The organism is Chryseobacterium endalhagicum (assembly GCF_016745235.1).
GTDB lineage: Bacteria > Bacteroidota > Bacteroidia > Flavobacteriales > Weeksellaceae > Chryseobacterium > Chryseobacterium endalhagicum.
Genome location: NZ_JAELVM010000002.1, coordinates 756,381 through 772,060, shown reverse-complemented (window position 1 = coordinate 772,060; position 15,680 = coordinate 756,381). Strand labels below are relative to the sequence as shown.

Below are 15,680 nucleotides of genomic sequence, written 5' to 3'. Positions count from 1 at the left end.
AGAACATACATTGATTTATAAATTAAGTTAATTTTAAACATTAAGATTGATTAAGTTCTTTAGAATATTAAGTTTAGCTTCGCTTTAAGATTGACAGCTTAAAAAAATCATCTTATTCTCAATGTTTTAAAAAGCTTTTATTAGAATCTGTGTCATCTGAGAAATCTGCGGGAGATAAGAAAATATAAACTACAAAAGTTTTTAAATGTAAGCTCGGCCAATTAATTTTATACCATTTCATGCAACATTTCCGTTAAGAATACGACTGATCTTTTAAAATAGTATCAAAAAATGAAAAAACTCACCTACCTTGCCCTGTCGTTCTGCTCCGTATTTACATTCGCACAGGAAGTTTCAAAAGAAAGAGTAACCACTATCCTTTCCACGTTGGCTTCGGACGAAATGAAAGGCCGCGAGATCGGAACTCCGGAAAACGACAAGGCTGCAGAATATATTGCCAAGCTTTTTAAAGAGAACAATCTGGAATACTGTACCGGAAACTCTTATCTGATTCCTTTCGAATATGAAGGGAAGAAAGTGTATAACGTTTGCGGGATCAAAAAGGGAAAAACGGATAAATATCTGGGATTCTCAGGCCATTTCGATCATATCGGAACGAGCAACAAAACCGGAGACAATATTTACAACGGCGCTGATGATGATGCGAGCGGAATTGCCACTTTAGCAGGTATCGCTGATTATTTCAAAAATAAAAAGCCTGAATTCTCAATGGTTTTCATGGCTTTCAACGGTGAAGAAAAAGGAATGCTGGGCTCAAGAGCCATTTCTACGGATGCCAGTCTGGATAAGATTTATAATAATATGACTGCGCTTTTCAATTTTGAAATGGTGGCTACGGAATCCCAGTTCGGAAAAAATGCCCTTTTTATGACGGGTGACGAGTTTTCTGATTTTGATGAACTTTTCAACAAATACGCAGCAAACGGTTTAAAAATAAATCCGGATCCTTACGCTGCACAAAAATTATTCTACAGATCAGATAATGTAAGTTTTGTGAAGAAGAAAATCATTGCCCATTCATTCTCTACTGTGGATATGACGAAAGCTTCTCATTATCATAATGAAAGTGATGACGTGAGTGTTGTGGATTTTGATAATTTAACGGGTATTATCAACAATGTTGGAAAAACTCTTGAAAAATTAAATCCTCAGAATTTTGCTCCGAAATATAATGACAAAGTAAAATTTTAAAGAAATATAATCATCAAAACCGCCGGAATGGCGGTTTTTTCTTTAGCCTACATTCCTTTAATGATATAAAATTAAACAAACGTTTGTAACAAAACGGGACCGATTGAAACATATTAATTAAAGTAAAACAGGATTAAGAACGTCTTTTCCTTTAATTTTACGTAATTTTGCTATCCAATTTTTCATTGAATGAAACCATTACAAAGAATACTTTATTTCGCGAAACCGCATCAAAAATACCTTTTCGGAAGTATGTTTTTCAATATTCTGTACTCCTTACTTAATATCTTATCGGTAGGAACCATGCTTCCTATTTTGGGATTAATGTTCGGTACGATTGAAAAACAGGCAAAAGAACCGGTATGGAGCGGAGCTTTCGGCGATTATTTCAATTATATAAAAGATAAAGCGTACTATTTTGTACAGATCCAGATTGAGCAGCACGGTGCTGTGTATGTATTAGCTGTTCTTTGTGCCATTACGGGAGTTTCATTCTTATTAAGAAATATTTTCAGATACATCGGGTCTTTCCTTTTGGTGAATTACCGTGTAGGGATTACCAGGGATCTTCGTACTGCGATGTACAATAAATTCCTCCAGCTTCCTGTATCATTCTTTACAGAGCAGAGAAAGGGAGATATGATGTCCAGGATTTCTAATGACATCGGTGGTGTAGAAGGCGGAATTATGGGCGTTTTGGTAGATATTATCAATGCTCCGTTTATGATTATCTCTTCACTGATTGCGTTATTCTTACTGTCTCCGCAGCTTACTTTGTTCTCACTGCTTGTTTTCCCGATTATGGGCTGGCTGATTTCGTGGACCGGAAAAAGCTTAAAAAAACAGGCTCATTTTGCTCAGGCAGAACTTGGAAATCTTTTCTCACTGGTAGACGAAACATTGAAATCGTCTAAGGTGATCAAGATCTTCAATGCAGATAAAATCCTTAAGAACAGATTCAACGAAACCACGAACAACTGGCAGAAATATGCCATCGATATGAGCAGAAGACGAGAACTGGCGTCTCCTATGAGCGAATTTCTCGGGTCTATCACCATTCTGATCATTACATGGTATGCCGGAACACAGATTTTAGAGGAGCAGACTATGAAACCTCAGGCTTTCCTGGTGTTCATCGGAATGTTTTTCCAGATCCTTGACCCTGCTAAAAAGCTTTCCAGCGCGATCTCTTCCATTCAGGGAGGTATGGCAAGTTTGGAAAGAGTAGCTGAAGTTCTTGACTATGATTTAAAGGTGGAAGAAATTGCAGAACCGGTTTCCATCGCTACCCTTGGCAGCCAGATTGAATTCAAAAACATTGGATTCTATTACGATAAAGACAATGTCATCCTTAAAAATTTCTCACTGATCATTCCAAAAGGAAAAACGATAGCCCTTGTAGGACAGAGCGGAAGTGGAAAAACCACGATCGCCAACCTTTTAGCAAGATTCTATGATGTGAATGAGGGACAAATTTTAATTGATGGCGTTGATATCAAACATTTAAAACTGAAAGAATACCGCCAGCTACTTGGAATGGTGACTCAGGAATCCGTATTGTTCAATGATTCGGTTTACAATAACATCCTGATGGGTAAACCTGATGCTACCAAAGAAGAGGTAGTGGAGGCTGCCAAAATTGCCAACGCCGATTCTTTTATTACCAATCTTCCTGACGGATATGATGCCAATATCGGAGATGATGGAAATAAACTTTCCGGCGGCCAGAAACAGAGAGTTTCTATCGCCAGAGCGGTACTGAAAAATCCTCCGGTGATGATTCTGGATGAAGCCACTTCTGCCCTGGATACTGAATCTGAAAGATTTGTTCAGGATGCGCTGGATAAAATGATGGAAAACAGAACTTCCCTGGTGATTGCCCACAGACTTTCAACCATTCAGAAAGCAGACTGGATCGTAGTTATGGAGAAAGGAATCGTAGTGGAACAGGGAACACACCACGACCTGATCGCTAAGAAAGGAATGTACCACAAACTGGTGGAACTCCAAAATTTCGACTAATCATTTACTGAATTAAATTCTTTGAAATGAATCCTATACAAGAGTACTTCTACAGAATCGATGAGCCTGAAAGAAGTACTCTTTTGTTTTTACGCAAAAAGATCCTTGAATCTGATACGGAACATATTACGGAAACTTTAAGCTTCGGGCTTCCTTTTTTCAAGTATAAAAAGAAAATGCTGTGTTATCTCTATTACAGCAAAAAGTACAAACAGCATTACGTAAGTTTTTATCATGGGGACAGGCTTGATCATCCCCTGCTGATTCAGGACGGCAGAAAAAAATTTAAAATCCTTCTGATCGATATGGAAGAGGATCTGCCTGTAGAAACTATTTTAAGCCTTACAGAAGAGGTTAAACAGTATATAAAATAAAAGCTTCGGCATGGTTTCACCATGCCGAAGCTATCTTTTAAAAACGTTTTTTCATCACTGTGTATTAATTCCGCTGAATTCTGCCTGCTTAATAGCCCATGCGATCATATTCGCAAACAGTATAGAATTCTGCACCTGCATTCCTCCTGTGGAATACCCATTTCCTGCGTATCCATACGTCGCTTTCTGAACAGGGAAATATCCGCCTGAGCTTGGTGCTACGAAAGGTTCAATGGTATTGCTTGAATAGGGATTTCCGTTGGCATTTTCATTACTTAAGAAACCTCCGTCACCAAACCATATAAAATTCACGCTGCTGCTTCTTAAACCTGAAATTCCGGTTCTTGCCGTGGTACTGTTAATGGGCTGTGCATAACTGTAAGGAATAAATCCGCTTGTAAGACCCGACATTCCAACTGTAGTGGAGGCATCTTCACCCCAGTTTTTTCCGCGTACATCGCCGAAAGGACCATTCAACACAGGATCATCTGTATTGGAAAGTGCATAAACCGATCCTGCTCCCGCTCCATTGGATGCTGAAATCGTAGGATCTGAAAATATCCCCCTGAATAAATTCTGTGCGGTTCCGGTATCATCGGTAAGCGCAATAACAATCCCTTTTTTATTAAGGTAGGAAGCAATATAACCTGCATCTGTAGCATTCGGAGTGTAATTATATCCAATGATCACAATATCCGGCTTTGCGTTCAGTGCTGTCTGAAGCGCTGCTGAAGATGGTGAGTTTCCAAGAGATGTATGGGTAAAACCTTCATATTTTACAATGCTGGAAGCCGTAGTCCCGAAATTGGTCGGAGAATCCATCAGACTTCTGGAAGGTCCGGTGAAGGCGCTGTATCCGTAAGCGGTTTCCAGCCCAATATGCAGCACTGTTTTCTTAGGAATCACTACGATGACATTCACGGCACAGGTAGTAGAAACTCCGCCCTGGCTGTCTGAAGTAAGGGTAAGTGTTTTTACAGAAGTGGAAGTTGGGGTTCCTGTTCCGCTTAAAGTAATATTCTGGTTTCCCGTGGCTGTAAATGTTCCGGAACCGCTGAACGAAATTCCGTCTACGGTATTGGATGTCACAGTATAACTTCCCAATGAAGAAACATTCACCGGAAGGGTGATTGTATTGGAAGCTCCAAGAGCTGTTCCTACTTTATACACTCCATTTACCGTTGCACTGCCGCAACTCATGGTAAACGTTCCTGCAGGGCTTAAAACGGTAACAGAAACCGGCGGAGTACAGGTAACATCAGTTCCGTTGGCATTCAGGGATACCGTATCTGTCTGAATATTGAGAGGATTCCCCTGCCCTGCAATCCGTATCGTCTGAATTCCTGTATTCAGAAAAGTTCCTGTACCATAAAAATTATATCCGTTGGGAGTAGTCCCGGAAATCGTGTAATTCCCGATTTTGGTTACATTCACTGAGATACTCAGATAATTTGAAGCCGTTAAATCTCTTCCTTTCACATAAGTTCCCATTGCTTTCGCAGCAGAACAGTCTATGGTAAAAACGGCTTTTCCAAGCTGCCCGCAGACGCTTTTCCATTCGTCATCTGCCAGACTCCAATAGTTGAAACAGTCTTCTGTAGTATTATAAATCGTCAGTCCATCGTCCTGAGGTTTATTAATTGTTATGGCATCTCTCTGTGCTTCGGTGAGACGCGGAATAAGTATTCCCTTATTATTATTGCCTGAAATCACATCCAGCACCGAATTGGGATTAGGTGAAGTGGTATTGATTCCTACTGCCCCGTTATGAGTTTGTGAATAGAACTGTCCAAAAGTCAGCAGTAAAGCGATAAGCAGTACTTTGATTTTTGCTGTTGTAGAATTTGTTTTCATCATTTCGAAATAATTATGATTGTTATTTTTAAATTGGCCTTTTCATCCAACGCAAAAATATCATACGCCTCTTCATGTTCCTGTACAATCGTCTACGCAATACTACGCGCGCGTATTAAAACTCATAATCAATCGTGTTTTAAACAAATAATCATACTTTGAAAACAGCCTTCCATTTTGCAATGGTATTCCTGCTGATCTTGAAATGATTGGCTGTTTCCGTATTGGTCAGTTTATTTTTGTTCTGATACGAAAGAATTTCACGAACCGATCCTTCATCATAGGAGCGAAGTCTTTGATTTTTAAACTCCACAGCATATTCCGGTTGTCCAAAAACCAACACGTTCATTTTTAAAATATCAACTGTTGTATTGAGATTATCCAGTCTGTTTTTTATTTTTGGATCATCTGCTTTCTCAGGAAACAGCTCTGCAATAATATCTGTATAAATAAGTCTGTAGTCCGCCATTTTTTATTGTTTTTTCATCCATTTATAAAGGGTTGTCTTCGGGATCCTGTATCTCGCCACTACTTCTCCGCTGGTAAGCTTCCCTGTTTTGATTTTGTTCAATACAAAATTCTTTACTTCCTCTGTATAAATGCTTTTTCTGAACTCAATCTTTGAATTCCCCACCTTTACAGCCTTATCTTTTCTTGTCGGCGGCGAATAAAGCACCAGATGGCCTGTATAAATTCTGAAAAAATCAAAGCTCAGAAGTTTGCTCCATCTGAGCAGTTTCAGCGTATCCATGCTTTCCTGCGAATACATCTCTCCGATTTCCTCTTCCGTACAGCTGAAAAATTTCATAATTCTTTCAACAGGCATTGAGTGTTCATCAACCTTTGATTTCACCAGGCTTCCTATGTGTATTTTTTTTAAATTCATTTTCCATCGTTTTTGAAAACAAATCTATCAACAACAACCTGAATTAAAAGATGATACCGGTACGTAATACTACGCACTGCCGTAAAAAATTATATCTTGAGAATAAAACTGTTGATATTCATTTCAGATGGGATATTGAGTTTCTTCCTGATCCGGTATTTTTTACTTTCTACTGCCCTGATACTGCTGTTCGTACACTGTGCGATTTTCTTGGTATCAAAATCAATTTTCATCAGTGCACAGAAATACAGCTCGGAATGAATAAGGTTGGAATTAATCGCCAGAACTTCAGGAATAAAATGCGGAAAAAACACCTGAAATTTTTCAAAAAACATAGGCGAGTTATTTTCAGCAAGATTATAGATCTCCCGGATATTTTCTTCTGTAAGATGATTGATCAGCATCTGCTGTTTAAGAAGGCCTGTATTGGTTTTCTGTAAATCTTCTATCGTAGAACTTTTCAGCTTTGTATCTTCAATAAGCCCATAAATGAGATCGTCTTTTTGGGTAATAAAAGAAATATCCATCAGAAACGAGATAATGGAGAATAAAATATTGAGCAGCTTGACTGTTTTGAAATCTCCTTCTTCAAAGAATCTGCTTTTAGGCATAAAATCAAAGTCAAAATACAGACAGGCAATAAAATTAATGCTGATGATAAAAGCCACCCACAGGATCTTCAGAGACTCTTCTTTATAATTGAAAAAGAACGGGATGGCAAACAGCAGTGAAAAATAAAAATATTCCACACCGGCGTTTTTGAAGGTGTAAATATGAAAAAAGCTCACGATAAACACCAGTAAAATAAAGACAAAAACAACAATTGCTTTCAGGCGTTTTCTGTACCTGCCGGTTTTACCTTTGAGCACCATAAGGAAAAACCATACAAAGGTAGTCAGGGTCAGAAATGTAGATATCACCGCATCGCCGAAAAAAATGATGATAAAAACCGAGTAGAAAAGAAACAGCAGGAAAAGAAATAACAGATACCTGTTAATCAGGTTGAGATAATTACGTTCATATTCATTATCAATTCTTTCAACTTCATCGCTGACCATTTTAAAGAAAAATTTAAAAATCATCTTACTTCTGTTTTTTTATGTTTTTGTACTATCAATGCTCAGGTTGCCTTTGACACAATCAGAGCGGTCTGAATTCATATTAATATTCATTAAGACATATAGTAAAGCCGCAGAACGGTTGATTTGTCTGCTATTCTAGGAATAATGAAGTGTGAAGAGGTGTGTTTTTTAATAAGGTATTATGCTATTTGAAGGCCAAATAAATCTGTATAATTCCTAAGCATATTTACGCAAAAATAGTTTCCATTAAATATTAAATTAATTTCAGAAACAAAAAATTAGTATGCAATAAATAAAACCTTACAAAATCCCTTTTCTTCCAGACCGGTTTGCGAGTCTATGGAACAGACAAAATTATTGATCATCTGAAGTGAATACCAAAAGAACAAATACGCAATAGCACTCGTGCGTGTAAAAACTCAATTTCGGCGGCAGAAATAAGGAAACAAAAAAAGGAGAAAACTTAATTTCTCCTTATCTTTTATTTGAATGTTTGTATTCTTAATCTTTCATTCTGGCGATCACATCAAGACCTCCTTTGGTAATATCCCCGATCTTGCAGATGATTTCTGTATCTAAAGGCAGAAATACGTCCATTCTTGAACCGAATTTAATAAACCCGAATTCATGTCCGGCCTTCGCCTGATCTCCTTCATTACAGTAGAAAACAATCCTTCTGGCCACATATCCTGCGATCTGTCTGAAAACCACCTGATGATTAGTCGGTGTTTCTACAGCAACGGTTGTTCTTTCATTCTCTGTAGATGATTTTTCATGCCATGCTACCAGATATTTCCCGGGATGGTATTTTTTGTAGATCACTTTTCCGGAAACCGGATATCTGCAGATGTGAACATTAAGCGGTGACATAAAGATAGATACCTGAATGGCTTTCCCTTTAATGAATTCCGTTTCCTCCACTTCTTTGATCATTACTACTTTTCCATCTACCGGAGCGATCACGTTTTCCCTGTGTTCAAGAATATCACGGTCCGGAACCCTGAAAAACCAAAATACCAGACTGTAAACAATCAGTAAGGGCATAATGATCAGCAACGACCACATTTTAAGAAAATAGATAGCCAACACACTGATGATGATAAAAAGTATTGTTGCTACGGTAATCGTTCCTTTTGACTCCTTATGTAATTTCATGAGATTAAATAAATTTTTCTAAAATAAAGTACAAATATACGACAGGAACACAAATTAAAAAACTGTCCAGTCTGTCCAGCACTCCACCGTGCCCCGGAATGATGTTTCCGCTGTCTTTCACGCCGAAATTTCTTTTAAGCTGGCTTTCTACCAGATCGCCCAACGGTGCAAATGCCGCCACCAGGAAACCTACCACCATCCAGTTGCCGCGAAGCTCAGGCTGGTAATGCTGTATAAAGTAGGATAAAACCAAGGTAAGGACTACTCCTCCCGCATACCCTTCCCAGGTTTTCTTTGGAGAGATTTTGGGGGCCATTTTATGTTTTCCGAAAAATTTTCCGGTAAGGTAAGCAAAGGTATCACTGCTCCAGATCAGGATGAACAGGAAAAGAACTTCCAGCGAGAATGTTCCTTCATAGCTGGAAAATTTAGGCAGACCAAGGGCAAAGCTGAAAGGCAGTGCCACGTAGATCACTGTAAAAATCAGCTTTCCGCTGTCGTAATAAAGTTCGTTGGGATATTTGAATAAAGTCACCACTGCAATCACAATCAGAACAATGGCCAGTATTTCATTCAGCCTGAAATCAAAAAAGAAATCGTGGTTGAAGTATCTTTTGGAAAAAACGTAATAAATAAAAACCACAAGCGGGAGTACGATCCATTTCTCATAGCCTTTCCCGAATTTCATGATCTTGATACATTCCCATGCCCCCACAAGCAGTAAAAGACTGATCAGCCCGTGATACAGATATTCCTGTTTGATAAGGTCCGGATGGATACTGTTGATGAGCTGGGCTCCCAGCGGCGTAGTGCAAAGAATGATAACGGCAACGTAAACAAGCCCGGAAATGGTTCTCTGAATAAGGTTTTTGTCCAAGATGTAAAATTTATAAGTTGATGCTTAATCTTCAAGCAGCAATAAAAACAGTTTTGTATTTGTATTGGAGGAAGTATCTAAACTTGACTTCCCTCCACTGATGGAAGTAAGGTTTTTGATATTTCCGTTTCTTTTTATTTTACCCATTGCATCATTCAGGTTGTTCACGATCTGTGAAACATTGGCCATGATAATGATCTTACCCGGAAGTCTTGAAGAATGATAGTGCAGGATGTTGTTGTGCGAAAGCATGATCCGCCCGTCGTAGGCAATAAGATACTCGCAGGTGATGAAAGCAGTATCATTGGAAGGGTCCATTTCTGAAGTGTATGGTATCTTTACCACATTCAGAAAGTTCTGAAGTTCCTTGTCCCAGCAGAATACATTACTGATCCCTTCTATTTTGACAATCTGATTTAAAGTCTGTAGAGCTTCCGCTTCATCCGCACAATAATTAAAAAATCCCCCTGAATGCGTAAATAATTGCGCAAACTTATAGTCGAGATCTGCATTTTTCAGCGAATCCCCGAGCTTTTCCAGACTCTGTTTTTCTTCTTCCTCAGGCTGGTTGGTAAGTTTGTTTACAATCCTCTTGAATAAATTCAACTTAATTTATTTTTAGTCAACTTTATACAAAAATAGAAATAAATTACAATAGATGCTAAAAAACCGCCTTTAAATATGAAAAAACCTGACAATTCTAAGACTGTCAGGTTTTTTTTAATATGTTTTGGAAGTATTTTATAGTTGAGTCGGGCTTTCCGGAGCCTGAATTTCACTTTCTTCTTCCTTGTCTTTAATAATGATCTGCTCATCCGGCTCTTTTGCCGTAGAAATCGTGCTGGTAACAGGTCTTTCTGTTAATTCAGGATCCCACGCTCTTTTACCGAATATATCTTCAAGATCTTCACGGAAAATAACTTCTTTTTCTAAAAGTTTATTCGCCAGAGCATCAAGTTTATCTTTGTTCTCAGCAAGAATCCTTACAGCTCTTTCGTATTGATTTTCGATAATCGATTTGATCTCTGCATCAATCTTCGTCGCTGTTTCTTCAGAATAAGGCTTCCCGAAAGAGTACTCAGACTGTCCTGAGCTGTCATAATAAGAAATATTTCCGATGTTAGGACTCAACCCGTAAACAGTAACCATAGCCTGCGCTCTTTTCGTTACTGATTCAAGATCAGATAATGCCCCGGTTGAAATATTGTTAAAAATAACCTGCTCTGCTGCTCTACCTCCCAATGTTGCACACAATTCGTCCAGCATTTGTTCAGTAGTGGTAAGCTGTCTTTCTTCCGGAAGATACCAGGCTGCACCTAAAGAACGTCCTCTCGGAACAATCGTTACCTTTAAAAGTGGTGCTGCATGTTCTACCAGCCATGAAATCGTAGCGTGACCTGCTTCATGATAAGCCACTCTCCTCTTTTCAGATGGTTTTATGGCCATATTTTTCTTTTCAAGACCTCCGATGATTCGGTCTACCGCATCAAGGAAATCCTGTTTTGTAACGGAAGTGTGGCTGTTTCTAGCTGCAATAAGTGCTGCTTCGTTACACACATTCGCGATATCTGCTCCACTGAATCCAGGGGTTTGCTTGGCAAGGAAATCTCTGTCAACCGTATCATCAAGCTTGATTTTTTTCAGGTGAACATCAAATATTTCTCTTCTTTCGTGTAATTCAGGAAGATCTACATAGATGGAACGGTCAAAACGTCCGGCTCTCATTAAAGCTTTATCCAGGATATCCGCTCTGTTGGTAGCAGCCATTACGATAACGTTCACATCTGTTCCAAAACCGTCCATTTCCGTAAGAAGCTGGTTCAGGGTATTTTCTCTTTCGTCGTTTCCGCCTGAGAAATTATTCTTTCCTCTTGCACGTCCGATCGCGTCAATCTCATCGATGAAGATAATTGCCGGAGATTTGGCTTTTGCCTGGGCAAAAAGATCTCTCACTCTGGAAGCACCTACTCCAACGAACATTTCTACGAAATCTGAACCTGAAAGTGAGAAGAACGGTACTTTGGCTTCTCCTGCAACGGCTTTCGCCAGTAAGGTTTTACCGGTTCCCGGAGGACCTACCAATAGTACACCTTTAGGGATTTTACCACCCAGTTTTGTGTATTTCTCAGAATTCTTAAGGAAATCTACCACTTCCTGTACTTCTTCTTTAGCTCCTTCAAGACCTGCAACATCTTTAAATGTTACCTGAATTCTTTCTTTTTCGTCAAAAAGCTTCGCTTTGGATTTTCCGATAGAGAAGATCTGTCCTCCAGGGCCTCCGCCTCCACCCATCTTTCTGAAAAGAAGGAAGTAGAAAAGTCCTAAGATAGCAATCCATATCAGGGCCGAAACCAGGATATCCATGAAAGGATTTTTACCGGCTCCGTAATCTTTCGTCGTTGCGATTTTAGCATCAGCTGCTTTAATCTGATCGAATTTTTGAAGGAAAAGTTGAAGATCTCCGTATTTTACAGAAAAATCTGCTTTTGGAGTCATCTCGAATGCAGAAAGAGGATTGCTTGGGTTGGTTGTTTTATTAACCATTGCTGTCTTTGCTGCTTTTGTAAGGAAAACATCAGCCTTCTCTGTGTCTTTGTATATGATAACGTTTTGGACCTTTCCTGCCTGCATTTCCCTGAAGAAAGCATCCTCATCAATAGACTTTGCACTGTCGCCCCCTAAAAAATTGGAGCCGAAAAATAACAAAAGAGCTACGATTGCAATTGGAAAAAACCAGTTGAATCCTTTATTGTTCATTTATACTTTTTAAAATTTAAAATTCATATTCTATTTTGGTAATGGCTGCATCTCCCCAAAGTTCTTCAATATCATAGTACTCACGTACTTCTTTCTGGAAGATATGCACTACCACCGTCACGTAATCTACCAAAACCCACATGGAGTTTTCTGTACCTTCTACGTGCCAAGGTCTGTCTTTAAGATCGTTTCTTACTTTTTTCTCGACACTTCCTGCCAGTGCAGAAACCTGTGTATTGGAGTTTCCGCTGCAAATAATGAAAGTTTCGGCCACAGAATTCTCAATTTTTGAAAGATCAAAAATCATGATATCTTCTCCTTTTACGTCCTGTATGGCTTCAACAATTTTATCTATTAGTGCCTGCTTTTCTGCTGTTTTATTCATTAAAATATCTATAATCTGCAAATTTATTGTTTTTCTTTTACTTTAGCCTTACTTTTAGCCCTTTAAAGTCTTAAAGTTTTCTTAAATGACCCAATTATTCCACTTAAAAGAGTGCTCTTCTACTAATGACGAAATTTCAAAGTTTTTACTTTATGAAAATTCAGATTTTATTGGGCTCTCTACATACAACCAAACCAAAGGCCGCGGGCAATACGGAAATACATGGGCAGCGGCAGCCGGAAAAAACATTGCATACACGCTGGCGGTAAAGGCTGAAAGTTTTGTACTCTCTGATTTTATATTCAATTACTATACCGCAGTGCTGATCCGGAACTTCCTTGCCAATTTGACTGATCATGACGTGAAAATAAAATGGCCGAATGATATGATCCTTAAAAATAAAAAAATCGTCGGGATTTTAATAGAAAAGAAAAAAATTAACCAAAATAATTATTTCATTATAGGTGCAGGGTTCAATGTCCTGCAGGATAAATTTAATGAAATATCGCACGCAGGATCACTCCTGACGCTCACAGGAAAGGTTTTTGACCTGGATGATTTTGTACTGAATCTCCATGAATATCTTTCAGAAAAACTGAAAAACATGCCGTCCGAACAGGAAATCATTGACTTATTTAACCTGAATTTATTCCGCAAAGATGAGATCTCTGTCTTCGAAATTGAAAAAGAGAGACAAAATGGCATTATCCGGAATGCAGACGAAAAGGGAGAACTCTGGATAGAGCTCGAAAGAGACGGTTTAAAACCGTTTTATCACAAAGAGATCAAACTCCTTTACTGATTCGCTCTTTTCAGGTACAGATACAGGGTTAGCGGGAAGAAAACCATATTGGGAAGCCACATGGCAACTGCGGGCGATAAGCTTTTGTTCTCGGAAACCACTTTTAATGCTTCAAAGGAGAAAACGAAAACAAACGCAAGGGAAATCCCTATAGCCAGATTGACTCCAAGACCTCCTCTTTTTTTCTGGGAAGCCAGAGAAAGCGCGAGAAACGTCAGAATAATAATAGCCACCGGCATTGCGGTTCTCTGGTGAAATTCATTAAGGTAAGAATTCAGGTTGCTGTTTCCTCTGTCTTTTTCCCTTTCTATGAATTTTATAAGTTCCGGTGTGGTTTTGTTCTGTCCAAGAAGTTCGTTGGGGAAGAGCTCTTCCGGAGAATGTCCGTAGCTTTTCCTCATTTCGACACCATTGGCCAGCTTTTCCGTATTATCCTTATTGATGGTTTTCTCGAGATAATTGGTGAGGGTGAACTGTTTTTTAGCTTTATCCCAGTATACTTCGGAAGCTTTTAATTCGTACACCATTTTTCTGGCTTTGTCGTATTTCTGATAGACAAATCCTGAACCTCTCGTTTCTCTTCTGTTCCAGGAATTTACGAAGATATATTCTGTTTTGCTGAACTGTGCAGATGCAGGCCCTGTTCCCAGAATCTTTTCTTTGTTGGCCGCATTATAAGTATATGCTTCCAGTTCATTTTTCTTGATATTGGCCCATGGAAGCACCATATGGTTCACCACAAGCGATATGGCAGCAATAAAAAGTGATGTATAGAGATAGGGTTTTGCAAACCTGTGGAAACTGGCACCACTACTGATGATCGCTACAATTTCCGTATTGTTTGCCATCCTGGATGTAAAATAAATCACGGAAATAAATACCAGGATCGCCAGGAACGTCACCACGAGATTGATAATCCAGAACGGATAAAAATGGATCAGGAAATACATCAGATTCAGCTTCGGATCGAGAGCTTTTGCATTTTCTATCCTCGGAATCTTCTGCTGTACATCAATCACCAGCACCACTATAGACAACAATATCAGCATGAAACTGAATGTTCCAAGATATTTTTTGATGATATACCCGTCTACAATTTTGATCATGATCTTTCTTTATTTTAAAGTCTCTGTCTCAGAACCGGCACTATGGATTTTTTCCACTCATAGAAATCACCTGCCACAATATGTTCCCTAGCCACTTTTACAAGGTCTAGGTAAAAAGCAAGGTTGTGTACTGATGCAATCTGCTTGGCAAGATATTCTTTTGACACAAATAAATGACGAAGATAAGCCTTTGAATATTCTTTGTCCACATAACTTGTTCCAAATTCGTCAAGAGGTGAAAAGTCCTGCTTCCATTTTTCATTTTTCATATTCATCACACCCTGCCATGTGAAAAGCATTGCATTTCGGGCATTTCTGGTCGGCATTACACAGTCCATCATATCAATTCCCAAACCGATAGATTCAAGGATATTCCAGGGCGTTCCTACCCCCATCAGGTATCTTGGTTTATCTTTTGGAAGAATATCCGTCACTTCATCAGTGATTCTGTACATTTCTTCTTCAGGCTCTCCTACTGAAAGCCCGCCAATCGCATTTCCTTCTGCTCCGGCCTCTGAAATCACTTCTGCAGAAATTTTTCTGAGATCCGAATAGGTAGAACCCTGTACAATCGGGAAAAGTCTCTGCTTATGACCGTAAATTTCTTTATTTTCCTCAGTCCAGTCAATACATCTTTTCAGCCACCTGTGGGTAAGCTCCATGGATGTTTTAGCCTGGTTGTATTCGCAAGGATAAGGGGTACATTCGTCAAAAGCCATGAAAATATCCGCACCGATCTGTCGCTGGATTTCCATAGATTTTTCGGGGGTGAACATGTGATAACTTCCGTCGATATGGGATTTGAACTTCACTCCTTCCTCGGACATTTTTCTGCTTTTGGAAAGAGAAAACACCTGAAACCCTCCTGAATCGGTAAGGATAGGCAGATCCCAGTTCATAAATTTATGCAGTCCTCCTGCTTCCTGCATCGTGTCCATCGTGGGACGAAGATACAGGTGGTATGTATTACCCAGAATAATCTGAGCTTTAATGTCTTCTTTTAATTCTCTCTGATGAACTGTTTTCACACTTGCTACAGTTCCTACAGGCATAAAGATGGGCGTCTGGATCTTTCCGTGGTCGGTAATAAGTTCTCCGGCTCTTGCTTTTCCTTCAGAGGTTTTTTCTATATTAAAAAATTTCATCCGTATATTCTTTTAATTCTCTC

Annotated in this window: 15 protein-coding genes; 4 read left to right on the top strand and 11 right to left on the bottom strand. The window is 39.0% G+C overall.

The annotated features are described in order from the left end of the window. Positions 1 to 291: 291 nt before the first annotated feature. The 3 genes from JET18_RS13805 to JET18_RS13795 all read left to right on the top strand — a co-directional run bounded on the left by JET18_RS13805 (position 292) and on the right by JET18_RS13795 (position 3,608). Complete coding sequence (locus JET18_RS13805) at positions 292 to 1,212, top strand: M28 family peptidase (RefSeq protein WP_202091964.1); 921 nt, start codon at positions 292 to 294, stop codon at positions 1,210 to 1,212. Between the two features lie 189 nt (positions 1,213 to 1,401). Next, positions 1,402 to 3,234: an ABC transporter ATP-binding protein gene (locus JET18_RS13800; protein WP_202091962.1), complete on the top strand. Its 1,833-nt coding sequence runs from the start codon at positions 1,402 to 1,404 to the stop codon at positions 3,232 to 3,234. A 26-nt stretch (positions 3,235 to 3,260) separates the two neighbouring features. Continuing rightward, entirely contained in the window at positions 3,261 to 3,608 is a 348-nt protein-coding gene (locus tag JET18_RS13795) for a DUF1801 domain-containing protein (protein ID WP_202091960.1), read from the top strand. 54 nt (positions 3,609 to 3,662) lie between these two features. On the opposite strand, the gene JET18_RS13790 is transcribed toward JET18_RS13795, so the two are convergent. The 9 genes from JET18_RS13790 to rsfS form a co-directional block, all read right to left on the bottom strand. Continuing rightward, complete coding sequence (locus JET18_RS13790) at positions 3,663 to 5,465, bottom strand: hypothetical protein (RefSeq protein ID WP_202091959.1); 1,803 nt, start codon at positions 5,463 to 5,465, stop codon at positions 3,663 to 3,665. Positions 5,466 to 5,613: 148 nt separating this feature from the next. After that, positions 5,614 to 5,931: a helix-turn-helix domain-containing protein gene (locus tag JET18_RS13785; protein WP_202091957.1), complete on the bottom strand. Its 318-nt coding sequence runs from the start codon at positions 5,929 to 5,931 to the stop codon at positions 5,614 to 5,616. A gap of 3 nt (positions 5,932 to 5,934) precedes the next feature. Next, entirely contained in the window at positions 5,935 to 6,348 is a 414-nt protein-coding gene (locus tag JET18_RS13780) for a transposase (protein WP_202091955.1), read from the bottom strand. Between the two features lie 89 nt (positions 6,349 to 6,437). Then, positions 6,438 to 7,430: a Two component regulator three Y domain-containing protein gene (locus JET18_RS13775; protein ID WP_202091953.1), complete on the bottom strand. Its 993-nt coding sequence runs from the start codon at positions 7,428 to 7,430 to the stop codon at positions 6,438 to 6,440. A 501-nt stretch (positions 7,431 to 7,931) separates the two neighbouring features. Then, positions 7,932 to 8,585 carry a phosphatidylserine decarboxylase family protein gene (locus JET18_RS13770; RefSeq protein WP_202091951.1) on the bottom strand — a complete coding sequence of 218 codons (654 nt, stop codon included), beginning with the start codon at positions 8,583 to 8,585 and terminating at the stop codon, positions 7,932 to 7,934. A gap of 4 nt (positions 8,586 to 8,589) precedes the next feature. Beyond that, complete coding sequence (locus JET18_RS13765; protein WP_202091949.1) at positions 8,590 to 9,462, bottom strand: phosphatidate cytidylyltransferase; 873 nt, start codon at positions 9,460 to 9,462, stop codon at positions 8,590 to 8,592. Positions 9,463 to 9,486: 24 nt separating this feature from the next. Next, positions 9,487 to 10,068, bottom strand: coding sequence for an LUD domain-containing protein (locus tag JET18_RS13760; RefSeq protein ID WP_202091947.1), 582 nt, complete (start codon positions 10,066 to 10,068; stop codon positions 9,487 to 9,489). A 135-nt stretch (positions 10,069 to 10,203) separates the two neighbouring features. After that, on the bottom strand, positions 10,204 to 12,219 hold the full coding sequence (ftsH, locus tag JET18_RS13755; protein ID WP_202091944.1) for an ATP-dependent zinc metalloprotease FtsH: 2,016 nt from the start codon (positions 12,217 to 12,219) through the stop codon (positions 10,204 to 10,206). 16 nt (positions 12,220 to 12,235) lie between these two features. Further along, positions 12,236 to 12,604: a ribosome silencing factor gene (rsfS, locus tag JET18_RS13750; RefSeq protein ID WP_111958808.1), complete on the bottom strand. Its 369-nt coding sequence runs from the start codon at positions 12,602 to 12,604 to the stop codon at positions 12,236 to 12,238. Between the two features lie 85 nt (positions 12,605 to 12,689). Between rsfS and JET18_RS13745 the strand changes: the two genes are divergently transcribed. Further along, positions 12,690 to 13,406 carry a biotin--[acetyl-CoA-carboxylase] ligase gene (locus JET18_RS13745; protein ID WP_202091941.1) on the top strand — a complete coding sequence of 239 codons (717 nt, stop codon included), beginning with the start codon at positions 12,690 to 12,692 and terminating at the stop codon, positions 13,404 to 13,406. Here JET18_RS13745 and JET18_RS13740 read toward each other — a convergent pair. Next, positions 13,400 to 14,509 carry an LptF/LptG family permease gene (locus tag JET18_RS13740; RefSeq protein ID WP_202092577.1) on the bottom strand — a complete coding sequence of 370 codons (1,110 nt, stop codon included), beginning with the start codon at positions 14,507 to 14,509 and terminating at the stop codon, positions 13,400 to 13,402. The genes JET18_RS13745 and JET18_RS13740 overlap by 7 nt on opposite strands. 17 nt (positions 14,510 to 14,526) lie before the next feature. Then, positions 14,527 to 15,657: a tRNA guanosine(34) transglycosylase Tgt gene (gene tgt, locus JET18_RS13735; protein WP_202091940.1), complete on the bottom strand. Its 1,131-nt coding sequence runs from the start codon at positions 15,655 to 15,657 to the stop codon at positions 14,527 to 14,529. Positions 15,658 to 15,680: the final 23 nt, after the last annotated feature.